Annotated in this window: 23 protein-coding genes; 19 read left to right on the forward strand and 4 right to left on the reverse strand. The window is 71.2% G+C overall.

Going from position 1 to position 24882, the window contains the following annotated elements; all coding sequences use genetic code 11:
* Positions 1–322: 322 nt before the first annotated feature.
* The 5 genes from ACNTMW_RS22975 to ACNTMW_RS22995 are packed head-to-tail and all read left to right on the forward strand — an operon-like array spanning position 323 to position 6518.
* Entirely contained in the window at positions 323–1483 is a 1161-nt protein-coding gene (locus ACNTMW_RS22975; protein WP_426635830.1) for an efflux RND transporter periplasmic adaptor subunit, read from the forward strand.
* On the forward strand, positions 1480–2253 hold the full coding sequence (locus ACNTMW_RS22980) for an ABC transporter ATP-binding protein (RefSeq protein ID WP_426635831.1): 774 nt from the start codon (positions 1480–1482) through the stop codon (positions 2251–2253). Before ACNTMW_RS22975 ends, ACNTMW_RS22980 begins: the two co-directional genes overlap by 4 nt.
* The gene (locus ACNTMW_RS22985; protein WP_426635832.1) at positions 2250–3452 is read left to right on the forward strand and encodes an ABC transporter permease; all 1203 of its coding nucleotides are present in this window, start codon (positions 2250–2252) and stop codon (positions 3450–3452) included. Before ACNTMW_RS22980 ends, ACNTMW_RS22985 begins: the two co-directional genes overlap by 4 nt.
* 7 nt (positions 3453–3459) lie before the next feature.
* The gene (locus ACNTMW_RS22990; RefSeq protein WP_426635833.1) at positions 3460–5880 is read left to right on the forward strand and encodes a hypothetical protein; all 2421 of its coding nucleotides are present in this window, start codon (positions 3460–3462) and stop codon (positions 5878–5880) included.
* A 2-nt stretch (positions 5881–5882) separates the two neighbouring features.
* Entirely contained in the window at positions 5883–6518 is a 636-nt protein-coding gene (locus ACNTMW_RS22995) for a response regulator transcription factor (RefSeq protein WP_426635834.1), read from the forward strand.
* Positions 6519–6589: 71 nt separating this feature from the next.
* Here the strand turns inward: ACNTMW_RS22995 and ACNTMW_RS23000 are convergent, their stop codons facing one another.
* Complete coding sequence (locus ACNTMW_RS23000; protein WP_426635835.1) at positions 6590–7366, reverse strand: DUF427 domain-containing protein; 777 nt, start codon at positions 7364–7366, stop codon at positions 6590–6592.
* 274 nt (positions 7367–7640) lie between these two features.
* On the opposite strand from ACNTMW_RS23000, the gene ACNTMW_RS23005 reads away from it, so the two are divergent.
* The 6 genes from ACNTMW_RS23005 to ACNTMW_RS23030 all read left to right on the forward strand — a co-directional run bounded on the left by ACNTMW_RS23005 (position 7641) and on the right by ACNTMW_RS23030 (position 11474).
* Complete coding sequence (locus ACNTMW_RS23005; protein ID WP_426635836.1) at positions 7641–8021, forward strand: TOBE domain-containing protein; 381 nt, start codon at positions 7641–7643, stop codon at positions 8019–8021.
* A 5-nt stretch (positions 8022–8026) separates the two neighbouring features.
* Positions 8027–8782, forward strand: a complete 756-nt coding sequence (gene modA, locus ACNTMW_RS23010) for a molybdate ABC transporter substrate-binding protein (protein WP_426635893.1) — start codon at positions 8027–8029, stop codon at positions 8780–8782.
* Positions 8779–9561, forward strand: coding sequence for an ABC transporter permease (locus ACNTMW_RS23015; RefSeq protein WP_426635837.1), 783 nt, complete (start codon positions 8779–8781; stop codon positions 9559–9561). Before modA ends, ACNTMW_RS23015 begins: the two co-directional genes overlap by 4 nt.
* Positions 9558–10634, forward strand: a complete 1077-nt coding sequence (locus ACNTMW_RS23020) for an ABC transporter ATP-binding protein (RefSeq protein ID WP_426635838.1) — start codon at positions 9558–9560, stop codon at positions 10632–10634. The genes ACNTMW_RS23015 and ACNTMW_RS23020 overlap by 4 nt, the downstream gene beginning before the upstream one ends.
* A 58-nt stretch (positions 10635–10692) precedes the next feature.
* Positions 10693–11169, forward strand: coding sequence for a low affinity iron permease family protein (locus ACNTMW_RS23025; RefSeq protein ID WP_426635839.1), 477 nt, complete (start codon positions 10693–10695; stop codon positions 11167–11169).
* A gap of 161 nt (positions 11170–11330) precedes the next feature.
* Positions 11331–11474 carry a hypothetical protein gene (locus ACNTMW_RS23030; RefSeq protein WP_426635840.1) on the forward strand — a complete coding sequence of 48 codons (144 nt, stop codon included), beginning with the start codon at positions 11331–11333 and terminating at the stop codon, positions 11472–11474.
* A 107-nt stretch (positions 11475–11581) separates the two neighbouring features.
* Here ACNTMW_RS23030 and ACNTMW_RS23035 read toward each other — a convergent pair whose 3' ends face one another.
* Positions 11582–11929: a DUF6401 family natural product biosynthesis protein gene (locus ACNTMW_RS23035; RefSeq protein ID WP_426635841.1), complete on the reverse strand. Its 348-nt coding sequence runs from the start codon at positions 11927–11929 to the stop codon at positions 11582–11584.
* Between the two features lie 140 nt (positions 11930–12069).
* Between ACNTMW_RS23035 and ACNTMW_RS23040 the strand changes: the two genes are divergently transcribed.
* The 3 genes from ACNTMW_RS23040 to ACNTMW_RS23050 all read left to right on the forward strand — a co-directional run bounded on the left by ACNTMW_RS23040 (position 12070) and on the right by ACNTMW_RS23050 (position 16977).
* Entirely contained in the window at positions 12070–12453 is a 384-nt protein-coding gene (locus ACNTMW_RS23040; RefSeq protein ID WP_426635842.1) for an STAS domain-containing protein, read from the forward strand.
* A 256-nt stretch (positions 12454–12709) separates the two neighbouring features.
* Positions 12710–16645: an ATP-dependent RNA helicase HrpA gene (gene hrpA, locus ACNTMW_RS23045; protein ID WP_426635843.1), complete on the forward strand. Its 3936-nt coding sequence runs from the start codon at positions 12710–12712 to the stop codon at positions 16643–16645.
* A gap of 101 nt (positions 16646–16746) precedes the next feature.
* The gene (locus ACNTMW_RS23050; protein ID WP_426635844.1) at positions 16747–16977 is read left to right on the forward strand and encodes an antitoxin; all 231 of its coding nucleotides are present in this window, start codon (positions 16747–16749) and stop codon (positions 16975–16977) included.
* Positions 16978–16983: 6 nt separating this feature from the next.
* Here the strand turns inward: ACNTMW_RS23050 and ACNTMW_RS23055 are convergent, their stop codons facing one another.
* Positions 16984–17709: a ThuA domain-containing protein gene (locus ACNTMW_RS23055; protein ID WP_426635845.1), complete on the reverse strand. Its 726-nt coding sequence runs from the start codon at positions 17707–17709 to the stop codon at positions 16984–16986.
* 155 nt (positions 17710–17864) lie between these two features.
* Between ACNTMW_RS23055 and ACNTMW_RS23060 the strand changes: the two genes are divergently transcribed.
* The 3 genes from ACNTMW_RS23060 (at position 17865) to ctaD (ending at position 21225) form a co-directional block, all read left to right on the forward strand.
* Entirely contained in the window at positions 17865–18665 is an 801-nt protein-coding gene (locus tag ACNTMW_RS23060) for an aldo/keto reductase (protein ID WP_426635846.1), read from the forward strand.
* Between the two features lie 47 nt (positions 18666–18712).
* The gene (locus ACNTMW_RS23065) at positions 18713–19108 is read left to right on the forward strand and encodes a PPOX class F420-dependent oxidoreductase (RefSeq protein ID WP_426635847.1); all 396 of its coding nucleotides are present in this window, start codon (positions 18713–18715) and stop codon (positions 19106–19108) included.
* A gap of 137 nt (positions 19109–19245) precedes the next feature.
* A complete protein-coding gene (gene ctaD, locus ACNTMW_RS23070) occupies positions 19246–21225 on the forward strand; it encodes an aa3-type cytochrome oxidase subunit I (protein WP_426635848.1) in 1980 nt (659 codons plus the stop codon).
* On the opposite strand, the gene ACNTMW_RS23075 is transcribed toward ctaD, so the two are convergent.
* Positions 21222–22697: a phosphatase PAP2 family protein gene (locus tag ACNTMW_RS23075; RefSeq protein WP_426635849.1), complete on the reverse strand. Its 1476-nt coding sequence runs from the start codon at positions 22695–22697 to the stop codon at positions 21222–21224. The genes ctaD and ACNTMW_RS23075 overlap by 4 nt on opposite strands.
* A gap of 85 nt (positions 22698–22782) precedes the next feature.
* Here ACNTMW_RS23075 and ACNTMW_RS23080 point away from each other — a divergent pair, with 85 nt between their 5' ends.
* Both ACNTMW_RS23080 and ACNTMW_RS23085 read left to right on the forward strand, forming a co-directional pair.
* Positions 22783–23610 (forward strand): DUF1206 domain-containing protein, encoded by an 828-nt coding sequence (locus ACNTMW_RS23080; protein WP_426635850.1) that lies wholly within the window; start codon positions 22783–22785, stop codon positions 23608–23610.
* 110 nt (positions 23611–23720) lie between these two features.
* Positions 23721–24605 (forward strand): diacylglycerol/lipid kinase family protein, encoded by an 885-nt coding sequence (locus ACNTMW_RS23085; protein WP_426635894.1) that lies wholly within the window; start codon positions 23721–23723, stop codon positions 24603–24605.
* The last annotated feature ends 277 nt before the right edge of the window (positions 24606–24882 follow it).

Here is a 24882-nt window from a genome sequence, read left to right on the forward strand (position 1 = left end):
GAGGACCACGCGTCCGTACCGGACGCGTCTCACAACCCGCGTGAGTACCACCGGGAGACGCGCGAGCCACGCTCAGATGATCCGGAAATGTCCGTCCGCGATGCGTCAGCCGACCGGAGCACCGGTACTCACGGAGGCACACAATAGAGCCGGGAAGACTCCCAAGCTGGGGGAAATGCCGGCAAGCTGCAACAAATAGCCGATAGACGGTCACATGTGCGTCCGACCGGCCTCCCGGACACGGCACCGCCCGCCGCAACTCCCAGCAAGCTATGAGGAAACCCGCGTCTCAATGTGACCGCCTTCGGGCAGCAGGCGCGGCATGTCCTTCCTGCGACGCTTACCGCTCATCCTGCGACGCATTCCGCCACTCCTGCGCCGCCTCGTACTGCTCTGGCGGTACCTGGCCATGCGCGTACCGACCACCCGGCGGATGAGCCGGTCGGCCCGGACCGTCAACGCCGCCCTCGCCACGCTGCTCCTCGCCGGAGCACTCGTGTCGTACCGCACCGTGTCCGTGGCAGACACGTCGACGACCGGATCCGGGGTGATCCGGGCCGGTCTGGTCACCCGGGGAACGGTGATCTCCACCGTGTCGACGGCCGGCACGGTGCAGAGCGGTTCGATGGCCAACGTCAGCTTCGCCGGCCCCGGCACGGTGACCGAGATCGACGTGAAGGTCGGTGACGCGGTCAAGAAGGACCAGGTCCTCGCGAAGATCAATGCGGCCCCGGCCCAGGAACAGCTCAGCGCGGCGCAGGCCACCCTCGCGTCCGCCCAGCAGAGCCTCGCCCAGGTGAAGGCGTCCACCAGGGACCCGGCGACGATCGCCTTCGCCGAGGCGCAGGTGACCACGGCTCGCAACAACGTCAACGCCGCCCAGCGCGCGGTCACCGGAGCCACACTGACCGCACCGACCGACGGCACGGTCATCGCGATCAACGGCACCGTCGGAAGCCTGTCGACCGCGCTCACCCCGGTCAGCGGCGGGGCCACGCCGGGCGACACCCCGTTCATCCAGCTCGCCGACCTCACCAAGCTGCAGATCTCGGCCGCCTTCCCGGAGGCCGACGCGATCCGGCTCAAGACCGGCCTGCCCGCCACCGTCACCTGGGTCGCCCTGTCGGGCAGCCGGGCGGAAGGCAAGGTCACCGCGATCGCTCCGGCCGCCACGACCCAGAACAACGTCAATTCGTACACGGTGGTCGTCACCCTCGACCGGGTACCCGACGGGGCCCGCATCGGGCAGACCGTCAACGTCACGGTCGCCGCGGCCCGGGTCGACGACGTGGTGCGGGCACCGGTCAGTGGCGTTCGCGACAGCGGACAGCAGCAGACCGTCGAGGTCATCCGGGCCGACGGTCGACGGGAGACCCGCACGGTCACGGTCGGCCTGCGCGGTGACGACTTCGTCGAGATCCAGTCCGGTCTGGCACCGGGCGAGCAGGTAACGCTCGGGCGCGGAAGCCGGGGCGCCGGATGAGAACTCCCGATTGCCCGGTGATCGAGGTACGTGACCTCGTGAAGGTGTACGGCGAAGGTGAGGCCCGGGTACAGGCGTTGTCCGGAGTGGACCTGACCGTCAACCACGGCGAGTACCTGGCCATCATGGGCGCGTCCGGCTCCGGCAAGACGACCCTGATGAACATTCTCGGCTGTCTCGACGTCCAGACGTCGGGGCGGTACCTGCTCGACGGGGTCGACGTGAACACCCTCGACGACCGGCAGCTCGCCCGGGTACGCAACCGCCGCATCGGATTCGTGTTCCAGACGTTCAGCCTGATCTCACGCACGACGGTACTGGCCAACGTGGAGCTTCCGCTCGCGTACGCGGGAATGAACGCCGCGGACCGCCGTCGCCGGGCCCGCATGGCGCTGGCAACGGTGGGCCTCGCCGACCGCGCCGACTGCGAGCCCAACCAGCTCTCGGGCGGTCAACAGCAGCGGGTCGCGGTCGCGCGCGCCCTGGTCACCGCCCCGGCACTGGTACTGGCCGACGAACCGACCGGCAACCTGGACAGCCGGTCGAGCGCGGAGGTGCTCGAGGTGCTGGACAAGCTGAACCAGCTCGGCCGCACCATCGTGCTGATCACCCACGACCAGTGGGTCGCCGCGCACGCCCACCGGCTCATCGAGCTCATGGACGGCAGGGTGGTCGGCGACGAGCCGATCCGCCGCACGGTGTCGCAGGAGCGTTACGGCGGCCGGCACCGACCGCTCACCCCGCGCGCCACCGAGGCGGTGTTCCCGTGACGACCATCGAGGCGATCCGACTCGCCATCCGCGCGCTGATAGCGAACAAGCTGCGCTCCGGGCTGACCATCCTCGGCATCCTGATCGGGGTTGCCGCGGTGATCCTGCTGGTCGCCGTCGGAAACGGATCCGCCAAGGCGGTCCAGCAGAGCATCGAGCAGCTGGGCAGCGACACGCTGACCATCGCCGGCGCCTCCCACGGCGGCCCGAACGCCGGAAGTGCCACGCTGACGATGGACATCGTCGAGGCGTTGGCCAACCGCGACGCCACCCCCGACGTCAAGAGCGTCTCGCCCGTCGTGACCAGCGCGCAGACGGTCCGGTACGAGGGCACCCAACACACCGTCTCGCAGTTCGTCGGTACCACGCCGGAGTACCTGGCGGCCGTCAACGCCTCGGTGGCGCGTGGCACCTCGTTCGACGTCGCCGACGTCAGGGACCGACGCCGCGTGATGGTCCTGGGTACGACGGTCGCGGCCCGGCTCTTCGGCGCCGTGGATCCGGTCGACAGGCAGGTCACGGTGGGCGGGAGCGCGTTCACGGTCGTCGGGGTACTCGCCGAGAAGGGCGGGACCGGGTTCACCGACCCCAACGACATCGCCCTGGCGCCGATCACCGCCGTCCAGGAGTCGGTCACCGGTTACGGCCCGCTCAACCAGGTACTCGTCCAGGCCGCAACGGCCGACCGCGTCGACGCGGCGCGATCGCAGGCTCAGGACGTCCTCAACCGGAAGCTGCACGTCACCAACACCGCCAACCAGCCGTTCCGCATTCTCGACCAGTCGCAGCTACTGGCGGCGCGCAGTGACACCGCCCGGACCTTCACCGTCCTACTGGGAGCGGTAGCGGCCCTGAGCCTGCTCGTAGGGGGCATCGGCATCACCAACATCATGATGGTGACGGTCACGGAACGAACCCGGGAGATCGGCATCCGTCAGGCGCTCGGCGCGCCGAAGCGCACGCTGATCACCCAGTTCCTGACAGAGGCCACCGTCCTCAGCCTCATCGGCGGGCTGCTCGGCGTGGTTGCGGCCATCGTAGGCAGCCAGTTCACGATCCTCGGGATCCACCCGGAGATCATGCCCAGCTCGATCGCGCTCGCGCTCGGCGTGTCCGTCGCGATCGGACTCTTCTTCGGCAGCTACCCCGCCAGCCGCGCGGCAGGACTGCGACCAATCGACGCACTTCGCTACGAGTGAGGACACCATGGATGTACGCCGGCGACACGCCGAACCCGACACCGCCAAGCTCAAGTCGACCGAAGACCGCTCCGTGCGGGCCGCCGGGGGTACCGAAAAGGTCAACAGGTCCGGCAAGATCAGCAAGCTCGAGCGGGCGGCCGACGTCGAGAGAACGGGCAAGCCCGAGCGCGTGGACCGTAGTGACCGGGCCGAGCGCGGCGCCCGGGCCGAACGGGCCGAACGGGCCGACCGCAGCCGAAAGGTCGACCGCAACGGCCCGGACCATCAGCCGGACCGCGATCCTGGAGCAGGAACCGGAGCCGAGAATCGCGCCGAGCACCACGGCAAAGCCACTCGCAGCGACGCGATGGACCGCGACAGCCGGACCAAGCACCCCGGTGACCACCAGGTCAGGCCCGACAGCTCGGGCACGATCGAGGAACCCGACCGGCTCGGCACGGTGGACCGTACCGAGCGCACGGAGTGGCAGGTGCGCGGCGGCCGCCCTCAGCGGGTCGCCCGGGTGCAGCGAATGCAACGGATCCAGCGGATACGGCGGGCCAGCCGGGTGGACCACGCCGACCGCGTTGTCGCGGTCGAGCCGGTCGACCGTGACAACCGGCCCGATCCGGCCGGCCAGCTCGACAAGGCGAGTTCATCCGGGCGCGGCGACCGGGTCGAGCAGCCTGACCGGCCGGAGCGGACGGAGCGCCCGACGGCCAGGACGGGCAAGACCGACCGCGCCAACCGCGGCGAGCGGTCGGACCGGGTCGAGCGGGCCGAGCGGCTCGACCGCCACGACGAGGCTGACCAGGAGCGCGGGGTGTACCGGGCGGCCGTCCTCGGGCGGGGTGACTTCATCGACCGGGCCGACCTGGTCGACGACACCGACGAGGTCGACGCACCGGCCCGCTCCCCCCAGAACGGCAGGGCGCACCTGACCGGCAAGGTCGAGCGCATCGAGACGGTCGACCGGGCCGTGCGGGTCGACCTCGACGACGTCGACGAGCTCGACGAGAACGACGAGAACGACGAGACGTTCGAAGACGACGAGATCCAGGACGCGGACGACGTCGTAGACCTCGACGAAGACGAGCGAGCCGCGGACGACCTCGACGCAGACGACCTCGACGCAGACGACCTCGACGCGGACGACCTCGACGCGGAGCCCGACGACGATGTCGACGACATCGATGCGCTCGACGAGGACGAGCGGGACGGCGACGAGGACGAGCGCCGCGAGGACGGGGACGTCTGTGACAGCTACGACGATGACCTCGACGAGGACGAGCGGGCCGAGGACCTCGACGATGACCTCGACGAGGACGAGCGAGCCGCGGACCTCGACGATGACCTCGACGCGGACGAGGTCGACGACATCGAGGTGTCGGAGGACGAGGTCGCGGCGGCCGACGTCGCAGAGACGGAGATTGCGCGAGCCGAGGAGGTCGCGAAGGCCGTAGCGGCCGAGGAGGACATGGAGGAAGAGGAGGCAGAGACCGCGGAGGCGGCAGAGATCGCCGAGGTCGAAGAGGTCGCCGAGGTCGAAGAGGTCGAGGAGACCGCCGAGGTCGCAGAGGTCGAAGAAGCCGAGGAGGACGAGGAGGACGAGGAGGACGAGGCGGCGGCGACAGAGGCCGCGGAGGTGATGGAGGTTCGCGCGGTACGCGGGGCCGACAGGGCCGACGAATCCGCGCCGGCGCATTCCTCTACTGTGGACGTACCCCGGAAGCTCGACCCGGCCCGGCGCACCGACGTGACCGCGCGGACCGACGCGCTTCCGCGGATCGACACCGTGCCGGCCACAGTCGAAGTTCCCCGGACTGAGATCCCCCACCGGGTCGCCGACTCTCCCCGGGCTGAGATCCCCCACCGGGTCACCGACACTCCCCGGGCGGGGGAGATCGACCCGCTCAGCCCGACCCATCGGACGGATGCGTTCGCCGGAGCGGACATGACGGCGAAGCTGGACATGGCCGCCTACCCCGAAGAGCCGGGCCGACCGTCGGATCCGTTCGCCGACCCCATCAGCCGCGACATGTCCCCGGAGGCGCCGAAGGCGCACTACACCACGCGGGCGACCCTGATCCTGTCCGCCCTCGCCCTCGTGGTCTTCGGGTTCCTGGGCGGCGCGCTGGTCCAGAAGTACTTCGGCAAGACGGCCTCCGACGACAGTCAGCACACCGCCGGTGGCCGCAGCGCCGGCCTGATAGCGGCCACCACGAATATCACGAGCGGCACCATCAAGTTCGTCGACGGCAACACGGTGTACGTACAGACCGTCGACGGCAAGATCGTGACGGTCCGTACCAGCGGGTCCACCGCGGTACAGGTCACCTCGAACGGCGCGCTCGCCGATCTGAGTCCCGGCACCCAGGTCAACATCGAGGGTGCGACGGCCGGGGACGGCGTCGTCAACGCCACCAAGGTCACCAAGGGCAAGTAACGATGCGGGTCCTGGTGGTCGACGATGAGCCCGGGGTACGGGAGTCGGTGTCCGGCGCGTTGCGCCTCGCCGGGTACGAGGTCTCGGTGGCCGGGGACGGGGTGACGGCCCTGGACCTGGTACGCGTCGAGCGCCCGGATGCCGTCGTGCTCGACCTCACGATGCCCTGGATGGACGGGCTGGAGACCTGCCGCATGTTGCGTGCCGAAGGCCACGAGCTGCCGGTACTGATGCTGGCGGCACGGGACAACACCCCTGACCGTGCCGCCGGCCTCAACGCGGGGGTCGACGACTACCTGGTGAAGCCGTTCGCGTTGACCGAACTGCTGGCGCGGCTACAGGCCCTGGTGCACCGCCCGCCTCCGACCGACGGCCTGACCCTGCACCCGGCCGGCCGGCTGCTACGGCGGGCCGGCCGGGAGGTGGCGCTCAACCCGACCGAGTGCCGGATCGCCGCGGCCCTGCTGGCCAACCCCGGGCAGCCACTCGACCGGGCAGGGCTGCTGCAACAGGTGTGGGGGTACGACTTCGGCGGCGGATCGGCGATCCTCGACCCGTACCTGGCGTCGCTGGGCCGCAAGCTGACCGTACTGGGCTGCCGGCTCGCCCGTACCCCCGACGGCTACCTGCTGTCCTGACCCGGGGGCCCGGGCCGATCGCGTGGGGCATCCGATCGAACGCCAGCTCGCGGGTGCCCCACGGCTCGCGGCTACGGCGAGGGCTGGTGGACACCGTCGACGTAGAGGTCCACCCGCTCGTGGTAGAAGCAGGCCAGGCCGGCGATCTTCTGGCTCTCCGGCAATGGCGTGCGGTAGATCCACACCAGGTCCTCGTGGACCCGGCCGTCGATCTCCACCGACCAGTACGTCGCGGTCCCCTTGTACGGGCAGTGCGTCCGGGTGTCGGACCGGCGCAGCAGGTCGTGCCGCAGGTCCGACAGCGGCAGGTAGTACCGGGGCGCACACCCCGTCTCGTAGAGGATCCGCGGTGCCCGGGACTCCGCCACGGTGACGCCGCCCACCTCGACGCGTACGTGTCGGCTGCTCGCGAGGATGTCCACCCGGGTGTACGGGTCCCGAGGGTGGGCGTACACCGGCTCGTCCTCCTCCAGCCACTCGTCCATCGCCGCGAAGTCGAGGCGGACCGCGCCGCGTACAGCCGGATGTGGCGAGGTGGGGTACCGGCGGGCCGCACCGGCGGCCTTCGCGCGCGCCGCCACGACGTCGAGGATCTCCGCGGCACCGTGGTCCGGTTCGGGTTCGGCCCGGCCGGTCGCGACCAGCGCCGCACGCACGTCGGCGGCCGGCACGTAGTACTGCGGATAGTGGTCGTTCTCCCAGACCAGCAGCGGTCGCGTGGTGTCCGCGACCAGGTCGCCCGCCAGGTAGGCGCGGACCCGCCGGTGGCCCTGCTCGACCCGTCCCCGCTTGGCCAGACCGGGCCCGTCCACGCCGGCACCCGGCCCGTTCACGCCGGTGTCGCCCATCGGACCCACGCTACCGCCCGCCGACCCGCCCCGCTCACGCCAGCGTGGGGATTCCGACCGCGGCGAGCACCAGGTAGAACAGGGCCGCGGCGGCCACCGGCCCCGGCGAGGCGGTCACCCTGCGGCCACCGCTGTGTATCAGATCACAGCCGGGGATACCGTTCCTAAATTTCAATACAACCCCACCAACCCTTCACGATCATGAGAAGCGGTCCCGCATTCGCGAGGTATCCGGCGCATTCCCTTTGGTACCTGCGAGGCCTAGAGTGTCGGCGTGACCGCATTCCGAATAGGCGAGGCAGCCGAGCTGCTCGGCGTCAGCGCCGACACCGTGCGCCGGCTGATCGATGGTGGGCGACTCACCGCCACCCGCGACCAGCACGGACACCGGATGATCGCGGGCACCGACCTCGCCGCGTACGTGCGCTCCGGCCGGGACGAGGGTGGTGCCCGGTCCTCGGCGCGCAACCGGCTGCGCGGGATCGTCACGGCGGTCACCCGCGACACCGTGATGGCTCAGGTGGAGTTGCAGGCCGGGCCGTTCCGGGTGGTGTCGCTGATGAGCCGGGAAGCCGCCGACCAGCTCGGCCTCGAGGTCGGCTGCGTGGCGGTCGCGGTCGTCAAGTCCACGACCGTCGTCGTGGAGGTGCCGTGAAGCGGATGGCGGCGCTGGGTGCGCTGGTACTGGCCGTGACGGCCGCCGGATGCGGCGGCGAGCGTACGGGCACGCCGGACCGGCCCACCGGCACGGTGACCGTGCTGGCCGCCGCGTCGCTCACCGAGTCGTTCAGCCGCATCGGCAGGGACTTCGAGCAGGCCAACCCCGGCGTACACGTACGGTTCTCGTTCGGCGGCAGCTCGACCCTGGCCCAGCAGATCACCGCCGGCGCGCCAGCCGACGTGTTCGCCTCCGCCAGCCCCACGACCATGAAACAGGTGACCGACGCCGGCCTCGCCGCCGGCCCGGCCAGCGTCTTCGCCCGAAACCAGCTCGTCATCGCCGTCGCCAGGGGCAACCCGGAGCGGATCGCGGGCCTGGCCGACCTCGCGGCACCGGGCCGGAAGGTGGCCCTGTGCGCCGCCGCGGTGCCGTGCGGAGCCTCGGCGGCCAGGGCGCTCGACGTCGCCGGCGTGCGGCTCACGCCGGTCACGTTCGAGCAGGACGTCAAGGCCGCGCTGGCGAAGGTCCGGCTCGGTGAGGTCGACGCGGCGCTGGTGTACCGCACCGACGCCCGCGCCGCCTCGGCGGACGTGGAAGGGGTGGAGTTCCCGGAGTCGGCCACCGCGGTCAACGAGTACCCGATCGTCGCCCTGGCCCACGGCCCCAACCCGACCGGCGCGACCGCGTTCGTGGCGTACGCGCGGTCGGAGCGCGCGGCGGCCGTTCTCACCGACGCCGGATTCCAGCGGCCGTGACCGGCCGGGTTCCGCCGGTGCTCGCCGTACCGGCCGCGGCCGGCCTGGTGTTCCTGGTGCTGCCGCTGGTCGGCCTGCTCGCCCGTACCCCCTGGTCGCAGCTGCCGGCGCGGCTCGGCGCTCCGGGTGTGGTCGACGCGCTGCGGCTGTCGCTGGTGACCGCCACCGCCGCGACGGCCGTGTCGGTGCTCCTCGGCGTGCCGCTGGCCTGGCTGCTGGCCCGCCGCGCCTTCCCCGGCCGCCGCGTGGTCCGGGCCCTGGTCACGCTGCCGCTGGTGCTGCCACCGGTGGTCGGCGGGGTGGCGCTGCTGCTCGTGTTCGGCCGGCGCGGTCTGCTGGGCGGATGGCTTTCGAGCACGTTCGGGGTGACCGTGCCGTTCACCCCGACCGCGGTCGTGCTGGCCGAGACGTTCGTCGCGATGCCGTTCCTGGTGATCAGTGTGGAGGGCGCGCTGCGCGGCGCGGACGCCCGGTACGAGGAGGCCGCCGCCACCCTCGGCGCCACCCCATGGATCACGTTCCGCCGGGTCACGCTGCCGCTCGTCGCGCCGGGCGTGGCCGCCGGCGCGGTGCTGTGCTGGGCCCGGGCCCTCGGTGAGTTCGGCGCCACGATCACGTTCGCGGGCAACTTCCCGGGGCGCACCCAGACCATGCCGCTCGCCGTCTACCTGGCGTTGGAGTCCGACCCGGCCGCCGCGATCGTCCTGAGTCTGCTGCTGCTCACCGTCTCGGTGGCGATCCTCGCCGGCCTGCGCGAGCGCTGGCTCAGCACGCCATGACGTCCGCCACGACACCGGATCCGGACACCCGGACACTGCTCGACGCCCGCCTCGTCGCGTACGCGGGCGGGTTCGACCTGGACGTGACCCTCACCGCGGCGGCCGGCGAGGTCGTCGCCCTGCTCGGCCCGAACGGGGCGGGCAAGACGACCGCGCTGCGCGTACTCGCCGGGCTGCACCCCCTCGCCGGAGGTCACATCCGGCTCGGCGGCACGCCGGTCGACCGGCTACCGCCGCACGCCCGGCGCATCGGCGTGGTCTTCCAGGACTACCTGCTCTTCCCTCACCTCAGCGCGCTGGACAACGTGGCGTTCGGGCCACGCTGCGCTCGCGTCGGGCGGGCCGAGGCGCGCCGCCGCGCCGCCGGCTGGCTGGACCGGATGGGCCTGGCCGACTTCGCCCGCGCCAAACCCCGGCAGCTGTCCGGCGGCCAGGCCCAGCGGGTCGCCCTGGCCCGTGCCCTCGCCGTCGAGCCGGCGCTGCTGCTGCTCGACGAACCGCTCGCGGCGCTCGACGCGCGTACCCGCCTCGACACCCGCGGCCACCTCCGCCGCCACCTCGCCGACCACCCGGGCGTGACGATCCTGGTCACTCACGACCCGGTCGACGCGATGATCCTGGCCGACCGGATCGTGATCGTCGAGCAGGGCCGGGTGGTGCAGTCCGGGGACGCGGCGGCCGTCACCCGCCAGCCCCGCACCGACTACGTGGCCCGGCTGGTGGGCCTCAACCTGTACCGGGGACACGGGGCCGGGCACGCCGTGACCCTGACCGGTGGCCTGACCCTGACCGCAGCGGACGTCGTCGACGGAGACGCCTTCGTGGCGTTCCCGCCCGCCGCCGTGGCGCTGCACCCGGAAGCCCCCTCCGGCAGTCCGCGCAACACCTGGCCGGTGACGGTCGACGGGGTGGAGCGCCACGGCGACCACATCCGGGTCCACCTCACCGGGCCGCTCGACACCGCCGCCGACATCACCCCGGCCGCGGCGGCCGACCTCGACCTCGCCGTCGGCCGCCGCCTGTGGGCGGCGGTCAAGGCCACCGAGACCCGGGCGTACCCGGCCACCGGTTGACCCGGGCCGGGACGGGTAGGTGCGATCGAGGCGCAAGCGCAGTTGGGAGGCGCGCCCCATGGACGGCAAGCGAGACGACCCCCGCGACAACCCGCGCGTCGCGGCGGCCGTACCGAAGGACCGCGGCACCCGGATCACCCGGACGATCTCGCGGGCGACCGCCGCCGCCGGCTCCTTCCCCATGATCATAATTGCCGCCGCGCTGGTGCTGGTGTGGCTCGTCGGTGGGCTGTTCGTACGCGGTGGCTACGCCAGTACGGCGTACCAGCTACCGGTCTCCACCGTGTCGTCGATCGTGACGTTCCTGATGGTCTTCGTCATCCAGTCCAGCCAGAACCGGGACAGCCGGGCGCTCCAGACCAAGGTCGACGCGATCGCCGCCGTCCTGGCGGTCATGGCCAAGGAGCAGGGCCTCGCGGATCACGAGTACCTGCTGACCCGGCTGGCCGGCCTGGAGGACGCCCCGGAGCACGAGATCGACCACGAGCAGGAGATCGTGCGCCGGCGCGTCGACGAGGTGGCGCACGAGAGCTGATGACGACGTGGGGTACGAGGGGGTGACGCGGCGGGAGGACTGCGACATCCGGATCCCGCGGGGAGTGTCACCCGCCCGGCCGGGTAGCGCGGAGGTGGGTACAGCCCAGGGCTCCGGATCGATCAACCACAGTCGACCAACCACAGCGGAAGGACCCTGCCATGACCGAGCCCCTTGCCGTCCCCGGCACCGTGCCTGGTGAGCCTCATCCGAAGGAGCGCGACGACGCGACCGTGAAGGGAGACGATCCGGCCACAAGGGAGCCGGCGGAGAACCCGCAGGATCGGGAGGACCACCCCACCTGACCCGCGACGCCCGGCGCGGCAGCGGGTTCCCGGCGGGCAGCAGCGACCCGACCGCCAGTGGGTTCCCGACCGCCAGAGGGTTCCCGACCGGCAGGAGGTCCCGACCGTCAGAGGGTCTCGGCGACCGCGCAGACAGCGAGCAGCCGCACCAGCGGCCAGTCGGGCGCGGTCCAGTCCGGGCCGTCCGGTCCGGGCAGCCGCCAGCCGTTGCTCACGGCCGAGTCGGTCACCCCGTCGGCGTACGCGGCGAGCCCGATCACCGTGACACCACCGGTGGCTTCGGTCAGCGCGTCCCGCACGGCGGCCGCATGCTGGTCGACCTCGGCGAGCAGCCCCGGTCGAGCCTGCGCCGCCGCCAGTCCAGTGCCACCGATCCGCTGCCGCAACTGGGTCAACGCCAGCCGCGCACCCCAGGCCTCGGCGTCACGACGGAGGTTCCCGAAAACGGCAGACACGGCCGGAGACACTACAAACCGACACCCCCTGGCCGTTCGGCCGGGGTTGCCTCCTCCGAGTTGCGATGACACACCGCATACGGTTGGCTACGGCTACCCCGGGGTACAGTTCAAGGCAGCCGCGACCACAGGAGGTGACCATGGGCGACGCATTGGTGACCTCGCAGTACCTGGATGACGGTGCGACGATCATCGATGTTCGTGGCGAACTGGACGTCACCACCGTCAATGCGTTCCGCACCCTGCTGGTGGACACCATCCAGCGGCAGCGGCCGGCCCGCGTGGTGGTGGACATGCTGCGCGTGACGTTCATGGATTCGACCGGCATCGGTGCGCTGGTCGTGGGGTACAACACAGCCCACGAGATCGGCGCCGACTTCGTCGTCCGCAACCCGAGCGCATTCGTCCTCCGACAGCTCCACATCACCGGCCTGACCGAGGTCTTCGGCATCTCGCCGGCCGACGCGTCCCCGACCGGCCAGCCGGGCACGTCCGTCTCCCCCCGGTCCGCACCGTCCGCCTGACGGTCCGGCGGCCGCGTGATCACCCGCCCGGAATACCGGCACAGTTTCCCTGTTGAACCATCAGGGGTCCCGCCACCCGCCCCCTGGACGACCGGGGTGCCCTTCCCGTCTTCCGGCGCCCCCGTCGGGACCTTCTCCGGTCCGGCAGGGGCGCCGTTGCGTCCCCGTCAGGAGACGCCCTCTGCCAGGTGGGTGCGCCGCCGTGGCCGAAACCACGAGCCGAAAGGGCCCAGCACTGCCTATCCTTGAGCGCCGTATGCCCGAAAACGCCGCGCCGTCCCCGTTCACCGATCTGCAGGCCCGCCTGCCAGATCTGATGCTGCGTGACCAGCGCCGGCTGCGGCGGCGCATCGACGGTGCCCGCAACATCCGCAAGCCGGACGCCCGCCAGGCGGTGGTGGACGAGATCGCCGCCGAGGTCGCCCGGGCCGAGCAGCGCATCGCCGGGCGCCGGGCCGCGGTACCCGCGATCACCTACCCCGAGGCCCTGCCGGTCAGCCAGAAGTCCGACGAGATCCTGGCGGCGATCCGGGACCACCAGGTCGTCATCGTCGCCGGTGAGACCGGGTCGGGCAAGACCACCCAGCTGCCCAAGATCTGCCTGGAGCTGGGGCGGGGCGTCAAGGGCCTGATCGGGCACACCCAGCCGCGCCGGCTGGCCGCGCGTACCGTCGCCGACCGGATCGCCGAGGAGCTGGCCAGCCCCGGCGCCGTCGGCTACAAGATGCGCTTCACCGACCAGGTACGCGACGACACCCTGGTCAAGCTGATGACCGACGGCATCCTGCTGGCCGAGCTGTCCCACGACCGGATGCTCTGGCAGTACGACACGCTGATCATCGACGAGGCGCACGAGCGCAGCCTCAACATCGACTTCATCCTCGGGTACGTCAAGCAGCTCCTGCCGAAGCGCCCGGACCTGAAGGTGATCATCACCTCGGCGACCATCGACCCGGAGCGGTTCGCGAAGCACTTCGCGAGCGCCGAAGGCGACGCGCCGATCATCGAGGTGTCCGGCCGCACCTACCCGGTGGAGGTCCGCTACCGGCCGCTGATAGACCAAGCGGACGACGACGGCCGAGTCAACGAGGCCGGCGAAGCCGGCGCGGACACCGACGAGGTCCGCGATCAGATCCAGGCGATCGGTGACGCCGTACAGGAGCTGTCCGCCGAAGGGCCCGGCGACATCCTGGTCTTCCTCAGCGGCGAGCGGGAGATCCGCGACACCGCCGACGCGCTGAACAAGATGGATCTCCGCAACACCGAGATCGTCCCGCTGTACGCCCGGCTGTCGAGCGCCGAGCAGCACCGGGTCTTCGCCCCGCACACCGGCCGCCGGATCGTCCTCGCCACCAACGTCGCCGAGACCTCGCTGACCGTCCCGGGGATCAAGTACGTGGTCGATCCGGGTACGGCGCGCATCTCCCGGTACAGCCACCGCACCAAGGTGCAGCGGCTGCCGATCGAGCCGATCAGCCAGGCCTCGGCCAACCAGCGGAAGGGTCGCTGCGGCCGGACCAGCGACGGCATCTGCATCAGGCTGTACTCCGAGGAGGACTTCCTCGGCCGGCCGGAGTTCACCGACGCCGAGATCCTGCGGACCAACCTGGCCTCGGTCATCCTGCAGATGACCTCCCTGGGGCTGGGCGACGTGGCCGCGTTCCCGTTCATCGACGGTCCGGACCGGCGCAACATCCGCGACGGCGTGGACCTGTTGCATGAGCTGGGCGCGCTCGACGCCGACAGGCTCACGCCGGCCGGCCGCAAGCTCGCCCAGCTTCCGGTCGACCCGCGGTTGGGCCGCATGGTGCTGGAGGCCGAGCGCAACGGCTGCGTACACGAGGTCATGGTGATCGCCGCCGCGCTGTCCATCCAGGACCCACGTGAGCGGCCGGCCGACCGGCAGGAGGCGGCAACGCAGGCGCACGCGCGCTTCGTCGACAAAGAATCCGACTTCCTCACGTACCTGAACCTGTGGAACTACCTGGCCGAGCAGCAGAAGGAGCTGTCCAGCAACCAGTTCCGCCGGATGTGCAAGAAGGAGTTCCTCAACTTCCTGCGGGTACGGGAGTGGCAGGACATCTACAGCCAGCTCCGGCAGGTCCTGAAGAACCTGGGCGTCACCCCGAACACCGGCACGCCGGCCGAGGCGCCGGCCATCCACCAGTCGCTGCTCGCCGGCCTGCTCAGCCACGTGGGCGTCAAGGACGCGCAGAAGAAGGAGCAGCGCCAGCAGGACTACCTGGGCGCGCGCGGCGCCAAGTTCGCCGTCTTCCCCGGCTCGGCGCTGTTCAAGAAGCAGCCGCGCTGGGTGATGTCGGCCGAGCTGGTGGAGACCTCGCGGCTGTGGGCGCGGGTCAACGCCCGCGTCGAACCGGAGTGGGTCGAGGCACTGGCCGGACACCTGGTCAAGCGCAGCTACAGCGAACCGCACTGGGAGAAGAAGCAGGGTGCGGTGATGGCCTACGAGAAGGTCACGCTGTACGGGCTGCCCCTCGTCGTCCAGCGCAAGGTGAACTTCGGCAGGGTCGATCCGGCGCTGTCGCGGGAGCTGTTCATCCGGCACGCGCTCGTCGAGGGCGACTGGCAGACCCACCACGCGTTCTTCCACGACAACCGCAAGCTGCTGGACGAGGTCGAGGACCTGGAGCATCGGGCCCGCCGCCGGGACATCCTGGTCGACGACGAGACGCTGTTCGCGTTCTACGACAAGCGCATTCCGGCCGAGGTGGTGTCCGGCCGGCACTTCGACTCCTGGTGGAAGAAGGCCCGTCGGGCCGACCCCGACCTGCTCAGCTTCGAGAAGTCGATGCTGATCAACGATGGCGCGGGCGGCGTCAGCGAGGGCGACTACCCCGACGTGTGGGCCGTCGGTGACCTGAGGCTGCGGCTGACGTACCAGTTCGAGCCGGGTACCGAGGCCGACGGGGTGACCGTGCACATCCCGTTGCCGGTGCTCGCCCGGGTACCGGCCGAGCCGTTCGTCTGGCAGGTCCCCGGCCTGCGCAAGGATCTCGTCACGGCGCTGATCCGGTCGCTGCCCAAGCCGGTACGGCGCAACTTCGTGCCGGTACCGGACTTCGCGGCCGACGCGCTGGCCCGCATCTCGCCCGACCAGGGTCCGCTGCTGGAGGTACTGGAACGCGAGCTGCACTACCTGGGCGGCGTGGCCGTGCCGCGCGGCTCCTGGGACCTGAGCAAGGTGCCCGACCACCTGCGGATGACCTTCCGGGTGGAGGACGAGAAGGGCACGATCCTGGCCGAGGGCAAGGACCTCGCGGCGCTCCAGGAGAAACTGAAGCCGAAGGTGCAGGAGACCGTCTCCGCCGCCGCCCGGTCTGTCGAGCGGCAGGGGCTGACCTCGTGGAACATCGGCGAACTGCCGCGCACGGTACGCCAGCAGCGCGCGGGCTACGAGGTGACCGCCTACCCGGCGCTCGTCGACTCGGGCGACACCGTCGCGATCCGGGTGTTCGAGTCGCCGGCCGAGCAGCAGGCGGCGATGTGGCGCGGTACCCGTCGGCTGCTGGCGCTGACCACCCCCTCCCCGGTGAAGATCGTCAACGCCCGGCTCACCAACGAGGCGAAGCTCGCGCTGAGCCGCAACCCGCACCGCAGCGCCGCCGACCTGATCGACGACTGCGTCACCGCCGCGCTGGACAAGCTGATGACCGACGCGGGCGGGCCGGCCTGGGACACGGGAGGATTCGAACGGCTGCGCGAGCACGTCCGCGCCGGCCTGGCCGACACCGTGACCGCGATCGTCGTGGCGGTGCAGCCGATCCTCGCGGCCGCGGCGACGGTGGAGAAGCGCCTCGCGGCCACGTCCAACCTGGCGCTGGTGCCGGTCCTGACCGACCTGCGGGCGCAGCTGTCGCGGCTGGTCTACCGCGGGTTCGTCACCGACACCGGCTGGGACTACCTGGGCGAACTGCCCCGCTACCTGAACGCGATGGGGTACCGGCTGGACCGGGCCGGTGGCAACCTGGCGCGGGACCGGCAGCTCATGGCAGGGGTCCAGGAGGTCTGGCAGGAGTACGAGCAGCTGTGCACCGAGGTGCCGGACTCACCCGAGCGGCGGCGGATCCGCTGGATGATCGAGGAGCTGCGGGTCAGCCTGTTCGCACAGGCGCTGGGCACCCCGTACCCGGTCTCCGACAAGCGCATCTACCGAGCCATGGACGCGCTCTAGTGGGTCCGTGCCCTCCATGATCCGCGCCCGTACCCCCCATGATCATGGGGACCGACGCGCGGCCGGTTTGTGGCCGGTGAGAACCGGGAAGGACCAGTGTCATGGGTTTCCTGGACAAGGCAAAGAATCTACTCGACCAGCACGACGACAAGGTCGACAAGGCGCTGGACAAGGCCGGTGAGCAGATCGACCAGCGCACCGGGGGTAAGTACAGCGAACAGATCGCCAAGGGCGTGCAGGCGGCCAAGGAACGCACCGGCGCTGGTGACACCAGCCGGCCCGCGGGTGACGCCGGCCGGCCCGACCCCGACGCCGGCCGGCCGCCGGTCTGACCGGGGTCAGCCGCCGACCGCGTACCGGATGCCACCGGCCAGGTGGCTGCGGAAGGCCGGATCGGCGTACGCCTCGACCGGGTGCCCCAGCGCGGTGTAGAAGGCCCGGCCACCCAGGTTCTCGTGGCACCACGCGATCGGGTGGTTCGGGCCCATCGTGCCGCCGGAGTACGACGACTCGTCGACGGTCGCCAGGACCCGGACCGATCCGGTGGGGTCGGTCCGGAAGTTGTACCACTCGTCGGTGAGCACCCACTCCGGCGCGAGGTCGACGGTCGCCGGGTGGTCGCGGTCGACCACCCGGACCGTCGCCCGCTGCACCTTCGGGTGCTGGTTGAACCACGCACCGACGAGCCGGCCGTAGAACGGCCAGTCGTACCCGGTCGTCGAGGCCGCGTGTACCCCGACGAAGTTGCCGCCGCCCCGGATGTAACCCTCGAAGGCGGCCCTCCCCGCCTCGTCGAGCACCTCGCCGCTCGTACTGAGGAAGACCACCGCGTCGTACCGGGCGAGCCCGGCCGGGGTGAACACGTCCTCGTCCTCCGTGGCGTCGACCCGCACCCCCGCCGCCAGTTCCCGTACGGCCGCCACCCCGGCCGGGATCGACTCGTGCCGGTAACCGAGGGTTCGGGTGAAGACGAGCAGGCGGCCGTTCATGTCATCCTCCGGGCGGCCCGCCCGTCGCCGGGCGTTACGTCGGTGCGGCATGCCGTCGGGCACGGCGCGGTCCATGCTGTCACGCTCACGCGCTCCCCGGGACGACCTTCCGCCCAGCGGACAACCACCGACGTTCCGCCCACCGGCGGCCGGCGTCACCACTGCCCCCACCGGCCGCCGGCATCACCCGGATCTCGCGTAGGGAGAGGGGGTTCGGGAAACACCGGAGGATGACGACTTCCGGGAAGGACGTGGGGACGTCGACGCCGACGATCACCCTGGCGGGCGGGGTCGAGATCCCGCTGATCGGCTTCGGCACCTGGCAGGTGACCGGCCACACCGGCTACGAGGCGGTCCGCCTCGCCCTGGAGAGCGGGTACCGGCACGTCGACACGGCCACGATGTACGGCAACGAGGCGGAGGTCGGCCGGGCGCTGCGCGACAGCGGGCTGCGCCGCGAGGAGGTCTTTGTCACCACCAAGCTGCCCCCGGGTCGGGCCGGCCGGGAACGGCAGACGCTCACCGACAGCCTGCGGGCGCTCGGCACCGACTACGTCGACCTGTGGTTGGTGCACTGGCCACCTGCCGATGAGGCCCGGCCCGAGACGTGGCAGGAGTTCCTGGACGCCCAGCGGACGGGGCTGGCGCGCGCCGTGGGGGTCAGCAACTACCGCATCACGCAGATCGACGAACTGGTCCGGGCCACCGGGCAGGCGCCGGCGGTCAACCAGATCCCGTGGAGCCCGTCGCGCTTCGACGCCCGACTGCTGGCCGACAGCCGTTACCGGGGTGTGGCCGTCGAAGGGTACAGCCCGTTCAAGGGCAGCGACCTGCGCGACCCGGTACTGGCCGAGATCGCCGACGCCCATGGCGTGACACCGGCGCAGGTCGTGCTCCGCTGGCACGTCGAGCACGGCGTCGTCGCCATCCCCAAGTCGGTGACCCCGGAGCGGATCCGGTCCAACCTGGATGTCTTCAGCTTCGCACTCACCCCGGACGAGGTCGCCCGGATCGACCGGCTGGGCGGGTAGCGGCGGCGGCCGAGGTTAGGCGCGGTGCCGCCGGGTATGACCCCAGCATGGCCGTGGCACTTCCCGAACTGGCCCGGGAACTACTGGACCGCAACACGTTCGTGGTGCTCAGCACGCTCAATCCCGACGGCAGCCCGCAGTCGAGCCCGGTCTGGGCGATGCGCGACGGCGACGAGATCGTGTTCTCCACGATCCTGGGCCGGCGTAAGACGAAGAACATGACACGCGACCCGCGGATCTGCATCTGCGCGTACGACCCGGCCGACCCGTACCGCTACTTCGAGGCGCGTGGCGAGGTCAGGATCACTCGCGAGGGTGGCCAGGAACTGATCAACGAGCTGGCCGAGCGGTACCTGAACGGCCCGTACGAGGAGTACGCCCCGGACTCGGTGCGGGTGGTGTGCCGGCTCGCCCCGACCCACGTGGTCACCCAGCCGATGTAGCCCGCCCACCCGGCACCCCGGGCCCGCCCACCCGGTGCCCGCGGCGCGCTCACCGGCGCTCCGCCAGACGCGTGAACGCTACGGGGTTAAACGTTACCGAGCGGTTTGACCGCCATCGGTGGGGTAGGTCGCACCCCATGTCCGGCAAGCGTCGTCAGAGGCCAGCACACACCGACGACCTGGGTCCACCGGTCACACCGCTCGACCCGGAGCGGTTCGGCGCCCGGCCGATCCGGGTTCCCGAACCGCGCGAGGCCCACAAGCCGCGGTATCCGGAGTACCCCGCCGCAGAGGACGAGTGGGACCAGGCGCGCAAGGGACACCGTGCGCCGCCGGAACCCCCGCTGCGCACCCGGGAATCCGATGCGTCGACGCTGGCCCCGACCCTGCCGACCGACCCGGAGCGCGTGCGGCGGCCGCAGCCGATCCGGCCCTACCCGGGGCCGGTGCAGCGGGCGGCCCCGGGGTCGGTGATCCTGGACTGGGCCAGGACGACCGATGCCAAGAAGATCGGCATCATGTACCTGGTCGCGTCGTACCTCTTCTTCCTCGCCGCGGGCCTGATGTCGCTGGTCATGCGCGCCGAGTTGGCGCGGCCGGGACTGCAGTTCCTGTCGACCGAGCAGTACAACCAGCTCTTCACCATGCACGGCACGGTCATGCTGCTGCTGTTCGCGACCCCGGTCGCGTTCGGGTTCGCCAACTACATCGTGCCGTTGCAGATCGGCGCGCCCGACGTGGCGTTTCCACGCCTGAACAACCTCTCGCTCTGGCTGTTCGTGTTCGGCGGCCTCGTCGTGCTGGGCGGCTTCCTCACCCCTGACGGGGCGGCGGACTTCGGGTGGACCGCCTACGCCAACCTCAGCCACGCCGACAACACGCCGGGGGCCGGCGTGAACATGTGGATCATCGGCCTGGCCCTGTCCGGGGCGGGCACGATCATGGCAGCGGTCAACATGGTCACCACGATCGTCACCCTCAGGGCTCCCGGCATGACCATGTTCCGGATGCCGATCTTCACGTGGAACATCCTGGTCACCGCGATCATGGTGCTGTTCGCGTTCCCGGTGCTCACCGCGGCCCTGCTGGTCCTGCTCTCCGACCGCCAGTTCGGCTCGCACGTGTACGACCCGGGCTACAACGGCCCGATGCTCTGGCAGCACCTCTTCTGGTTCTTCGGCCACCCCGAGGTCTACATCGTGGCGCTGCCGTTCTTCGGCATCGTCACCGAGATCTTCCCCGTGTTCAGCCGCAAGCCGCTCTTCGGGTACAAGGGGATGGTCGCCGCCACGCTCGCCATCGCGGCCTACTCGATGACCGTGTGGGCGCACCACATGTTCGCCACCGGCCAGGTGCTCCTGCCGTTCTTCTCGTTCATGACCTTCCTGATCGCGGTGCCGACCGGCATCAAGTTCTTCAACTGGATCGGCACGATGTGGAAGGGGCAGCTCACCTTCGAGACGCCGATGCTGTGGTCGATCGGCTTCCTGGTGACGTTCCTGCTCGGCGGCCTGACCGGGGTGCTGCTCGGCTCGCCACCGATCGACTGGCACGTCACCGACACGTACTTCGTGGTGGCGCACTTCCACTACGTGCTGTTCGGCACGATCGTGTTCGCCGTCTACGCCGGGATCTACTTCTGGTTCCCCAAGATGACCGGACGGATGCTCGACGAGCGTCTGGGCAAGGTGCACTTCTGGTTGACGCTCATCGGCTTCCACGCCACGTTCCTGGTGATGCACTGGCTGGGCGCCCGTGGCATGCCCCGCCGGTACGCCGACTACCTCGCCACCGACGGCTTCACCACCTGGCACACCATCTCGACCATCGGGTCGTTCATCCTCGGCGCGTCGGTCCTGCCGTTCGTGTGGAACGTGTACAAGTCGTTCAAGTACGGGCGGATAGTCACCGTCGCCGACCCGTGGGGCTTCGGCAACTCACTGGAGTGGGCGACCACGTGCCCGCCGCCGCCCCACAACTTCGAGTACATCCCGCGGATCCGCTCCGAGCGGCCCGCCTTCGACCTGAAGTACGGCCAGCTCATCGCCGACTACGGCCGGGACATGCTGCAACGGGAGGCCCGGAGGCCCCAGGATATCCACCACGACGCGGGCTAACCGGCACGGACGGCGACCTTCGCCGGGGTGTCGGCCGGCGGGCAGTCACCGCTGCCCTCGACGTCGCAGTTGGGCCGCACGAAGTACACCATCGTGGCCAGCCAGCCGGCGGCCAGGATCATGCTGCCGAGGACGTCGGTCGGGTGGTGCATACCCCGGTACATCCGGGACGTGGCCACCCACAGCGGCATCAACACCGCGGCGGTCACCAGCAGCCACCGCCACCGGGCGCCGATCCGGGGCCAGAAGAGCACGGCGATGGCGGCGTACAGCAGGATCGTCGCCGCGACGTGGCCGGACGGGAAACTCGACGTCGGTAGCCGCCCGTCCAGGTGCGGCACGTCCGGCCGGGCCCGGCCGACGAACGCGGCCGCCGTCAGGAACAGACTCAGCTCGCCGAACATCGTCAACAACAGGAACACCACCGGCCGCCACTGCCGGATCCAGCCCAGCGCGACGGCGCCCGCGACCAGCCCGACGGCGAGGATCATGTGGGTGTTGCCGGCCTGGCTGCCCAGGTAGCTGAGGTGGTCGAGCGTCGGCGTGCGGTGGGCGGCCAACCAGTGCGGGACGGTGTGGTCACCGAGGACGTTGCCGTTGCCGTCGCGGTAACGCGCCAGCGGCCGCCCCATCGCGTACAGCACGCCGAAGACGAGGATCCAGGCGACGGCGCCGCCGGCGATCGCGAGCCGGGTGCGCACCACCTCGGCCTCCACCGCCGGGCCGGCCGGTTTCAGGTCGTCGGCGGCCTCCGGTTCCAGACCTTCGGCCAGGGGACGCGTCACCCGGCGGCCGGTCTGGCGCCGACGCAGCTCGAACGCGTACGTGGTGACGCCGAGCCAGGCGACGCCCAGGCACCACGCCCCGATCACGTCGGACAGGAAGTGCACGCCGAGGGCCAGCCGGGAGAAGCCGACCAGGGCCACCAGTACCGCGACGACACCGATGGCGATCATCCGACCCCGCCGCCGCCACGCCGGCGCGAAGACCAGCAGCAGCGCGCCGTACACGACGATCGACGCGAGAGCGTGGCCGCTGGGGAAGCTGTTGCCGCCACCGACGGCCACCGGATGCTCCACCACCGGCCGCAGCCGCCCGATCGCGTGCTTGAGCGCCGGGTCGAGGATGACCGCGCCGACCCCGCTGACCAGCAGGTAGACGGCGAGCCGGAACTGCCGGCGCACCGCCAGCAGGACGGTGGCGATGGCGACCAGCCATCCGAGGAACGCGTGGCTGCCCATCCGGGTGACGTACTCCAGCGCGACGACACCGGCCCGGTGCCCGGCGACGTCGGCGTTCAACGCGGCTGCCAGGCCCCGGTCCACCGACTCCAGCGGCACCCACCGGATGCGTACCAGCAGGACGAGCACGGCGAAGACGAACGCCGCGACGGCGACGGCGGCGACCCGGGTGAGGTCGGGGCCGAGGATCCGGCCGGTGCGCCGGACGGCGGGGGTCGGGTTGGCGGTCACCACATCCTCCAGGTGGGTACGGTCGCCCCCTGGTACCCCACACCCCCAGGTTTGAATCGACAGCGGTGAGGGGGATACCGGAGGCATGACTGTCGTGCACTCCGCCGAGCGCACCGCCCGCCGGGCCGCGCGGAGCAACGCGCTGGAGGCGCTGACCCGGATCGGGTTCATCGGGTACGGGCTGCTGCACCTGGCCGTCGGATGGATCGCCGTCCAGCTCGCCCTCGGCCGCCCGACGGGCGACGGCGACCAGGCCGGCGCCTTCCGGTACCTCGGTGACCAGCCGTTCGGGCGGTTCCTGCTGATGGTGACCGTGCTCGGGCTCGCCGCGATGGCCCTCTGGCAGCTGCTGCTGGCGTTCATCGGGCACCGCGAGGAGCGCGGCTTCTCCCGGACCGCGGAGCGGGTCGCCTCGGCGGCACGGACCGTCATCTACGCCGCGCTGGCCTGGACCGCGTACCGGGTCGTGGTCGGCACACCGACCTCCAACGCCGAGCAGACGCAGGCGGCCACCGCCGGCGTCATGTCGCACCCGGCGGGCCTGTGGCTGGTCGGGATCGCCGGGGTCGCCGTCGTCGCGACCGGCGTCGGCCTGGTCGTCTACGGCGCCCGCCGCTCGTTCGAGAAGCGGCTGATGATCTCCCGGATGAGCCGGCGGTCACGGGTCACCGCGGTACGGCTCGGCCAGCTCGGCTACATCACCAAGGGCGTCGCCTTCGGGATCGTGGGTGTCCTGCTCTTCCAGGCCGTGACCAGCCACAACCCCGCCAAGTCGCGCGGGCTGGACGCCGCGCTGCGGTTGCTGGTGGCCCAGCCGTACGGTCCCGCCCTGCTGTTCCTGATCGCCATCGGCTTCGGCTCGTTCGGGGTGTACTGCTTCTTCCAGTCCCGGTACCGGAGGGTCTGCCCGTGACAGGGTCATCGCCCGTGACAGGGTCATCGCCCGTGACAGGGCCGTCACCCGCACCGGGGTCGCCACCCGTACCGGCGGACACGGTCCGCACCGCCGCCCGGTCCGCCGTCGTGGTGAACCCGTCGAAGGTCACCGATCTCGACGGCCGCCGCCGCGACATCTGCGCGGCGCTCGCGCGGGCCGGCTGGCCGGAACCACTGTGGCTTCCGACCACCCCGGACGACCCGGGCTGCGGGCAGACCCGGCAGGCCATCGCGGACGGCGTGTCGGTCGTGTTCGCGTGCGGCGGCGACGGCACCGTGATGGCCTGCGCGACCGAACTGGCCGGCACCGACGTGGCCCTGGCCGTCCTGCCCTCGGGCACCGGCAACCTGCTCGCCGCCAACCTGGGCCTGTCGTCGGACGTGGCGCAGGGGGTCGCGGTGGCCACCAGCGGCCGGCGCCGCCGCATCGACGTCGGCGTGGTCGGCGACCGCTGCTTCACGGTCATGGCCGGGATGGGTTTCGACGCCGAGATGCTGGCGGCCACCCCGGAGCCCCTGAAGAAGCGGGTCGGTTGGCCGGCGTACGTGGTCGCCGCGCTGGGCCGGCTGCGAAGCCGGCCGATGCGGGTGCGCATCCAGCTCGACTCCCGCCCACCGATCCGCCGGCGGGCCCGTACCGTCCTGGTCGGCAACGTCGGCCGGCTCCAGGGCGGCATTCCGCTGCTGCCGGACGCCGAGCCCGACGACGGCTGTCTCGACGTGGCCGTCCTGACGCCGCACCACCTGCGCCACTGGCTCGCCCTGGCGTGGGGGGTGCTGCGGCGCCGGCGGGACGTCGCGCGGATGGAGACGTTCCGCGCCCGGCGCGTCGAGATCACCAGCGACCGGGAGCAGCCTCGTGAGCTCGACGGCGATGTCATCGAGCCGGACCGTACGCTCACCGTGGAGATCCGGCCCCGGGCGCTGTGTCTGTGCGTGCCCGCCGACCCTCCGGAGAGCGGACTGGGCTGACCGGACCCTGCCGATCCGCCGGTGGCGGCCGCCCGAGTCGAGGGTGACGGCCGGCCGGATCGGGGGTGGCGGCCGACCGCACCCCGAGGGTGACGGCCGATCGGCCACCTCGATCTTCGACACGAGCGGCGATGTGACAGGGTCAATCCCGGTGCGATGCGCCATAGTGCGTACAGACACCGCGGACCCACGGGTGCAAGCTGGTGACCATACTGTGCGGAGTCCACCGATCCGGGAGGTCGTGTGAGCGAGCGGAGCGAGCGAACCGCAAGGCTCA

The organism is Planosporangium spinosum (genome assembly GCF_049999945.1).
Classification (GTDB): domain Bacteria; phylum Actinomycetota; class Actinomycetes; order Mycobacteriales; family Micromonosporaceae; genus Planosporangium; species Planosporangium spinosum.

What these genes read in the sequence shown, in the direction of transcription:
- ACNTMW_RS23020 (WP_426635838.1), top strand. Translation starts at nt 9,558, where the DNA reads ATGACGTCCGCCACGACACCGGATCCGGACACCCGGACACTGCTCGAC.
- ACNTMW_RS22980 (WP_426635831.1), top strand. Translation starts at nt 1,480, where the DNA reads ATGAGAACTCCCGATTGCCCGGTGATCGAGGTACGTGACCTCGTGAAG.
- ctaD (WP_426635848.1), top strand. Translation starts at nt 19,246, where the DNA reads ATGTCCGGCAAGCGTCGTCAGAGGCCAGCACACACCGACGACCTGGGT.
- ACNTMW_RS23050 (WP_426635844.1), top strand. Translation starts at nt 16,747, where the DNA reads ATGGGTTTCCTGGACAAGGCAAAGAATCTACTCGACCAGCACGACGAC.
- hrpA (WP_426635843.1), top strand. Translation starts at nt 12,710, where the DNA reads ATGCCCGAAAACGCCGCGCCGTCCCCGTTCACCGATCTGCAGGCCCGC.
- ACNTMW_RS23025 (WP_426635839.1), top strand. Translation starts at nt 10,693, where the DNA reads ATGGACGGCAAGCGAGACGACCCCCGCGACAACCCGCGCGTCGCGGCG.
- ACNTMW_RS22990 (WP_426635833.1), top strand. Translation starts at nt 3,460, where the DNA reads ATGGATGTACGCCGGCGACACGCCGAACCCGACACCGCCAAGCTCAAG.
- ACNTMW_RS23080 (WP_426635850.1), top strand. Translation starts at nt 22,783, where the DNA reads ATGACTGTCGTGCACTCCGCCGAGCGCACCGCCCGCCGGGCCGCGCGG.
- ACNTMW_RS23040 (WP_426635842.1), top strand. Translation starts at nt 12,070, where the DNA reads ATGGGCGACGCATTGGTGACCTCGCAGTACCTGGATGACGGTGCGACG.
- ACNTMW_RS23055 (WP_426635845.1), bottom strand. Translation starts at nt 17,709, where the DNA reads ATGGACCGCGCCGTGCCCGACGGCATGCCGCACCGACGTAACGCCCGG.
- ACNTMW_RS23030 (WP_426635840.1), top strand. Translation starts at nt 11,331, where the DNA reads ATGACCGAGCCCCTTGCCGTCCCCGGCACCGTGCCTGGTGAGCCTCAT.
- ACNTMW_RS23060 (WP_426635846.1), top strand. Translation starts at nt 17,865, where the DNA reads ATGACGACTTCCGGGAAGGACGTGGGGACGTCGACGCCGACGATCACC.
- modA (WP_426635893.1), top strand. Translation starts at nt 8,027, where the DNA reads ATGGCGGCGCTGGGTGCGCTGGTACTGGCCGTGACGGCCGCCGGATGC.
- ACNTMW_RS23000 (WP_426635835.1), bottom strand. Translation starts at nt 7,366, where the DNA reads ATGGGCGACACCGGCGTGAACGGGCCGGGTGCCGGCGTGGACGGGCCC.
- ACNTMW_RS22995 (WP_426635834.1), top strand. Translation starts at nt 5,883, where the DNA reads ATGCGGGTCCTGGTGGTCGACGATGAGCCCGGGGTACGGGAGTCGGTG.
- ACNTMW_RS22975 (WP_426635830.1), top strand. Translation starts at nt 323, where the DNA reads ATGTCCTTCCTGCGACGCTTACCGCTCATCCTGCGACGCATTCCGCCA.
- ACNTMW_RS23065 (WP_426635847.1), top strand. Translation starts at nt 18,713, where the DNA reads ATGGCCGTGGCACTTCCCGAACTGGCCCGGGAACTACTGGACCGCAAC.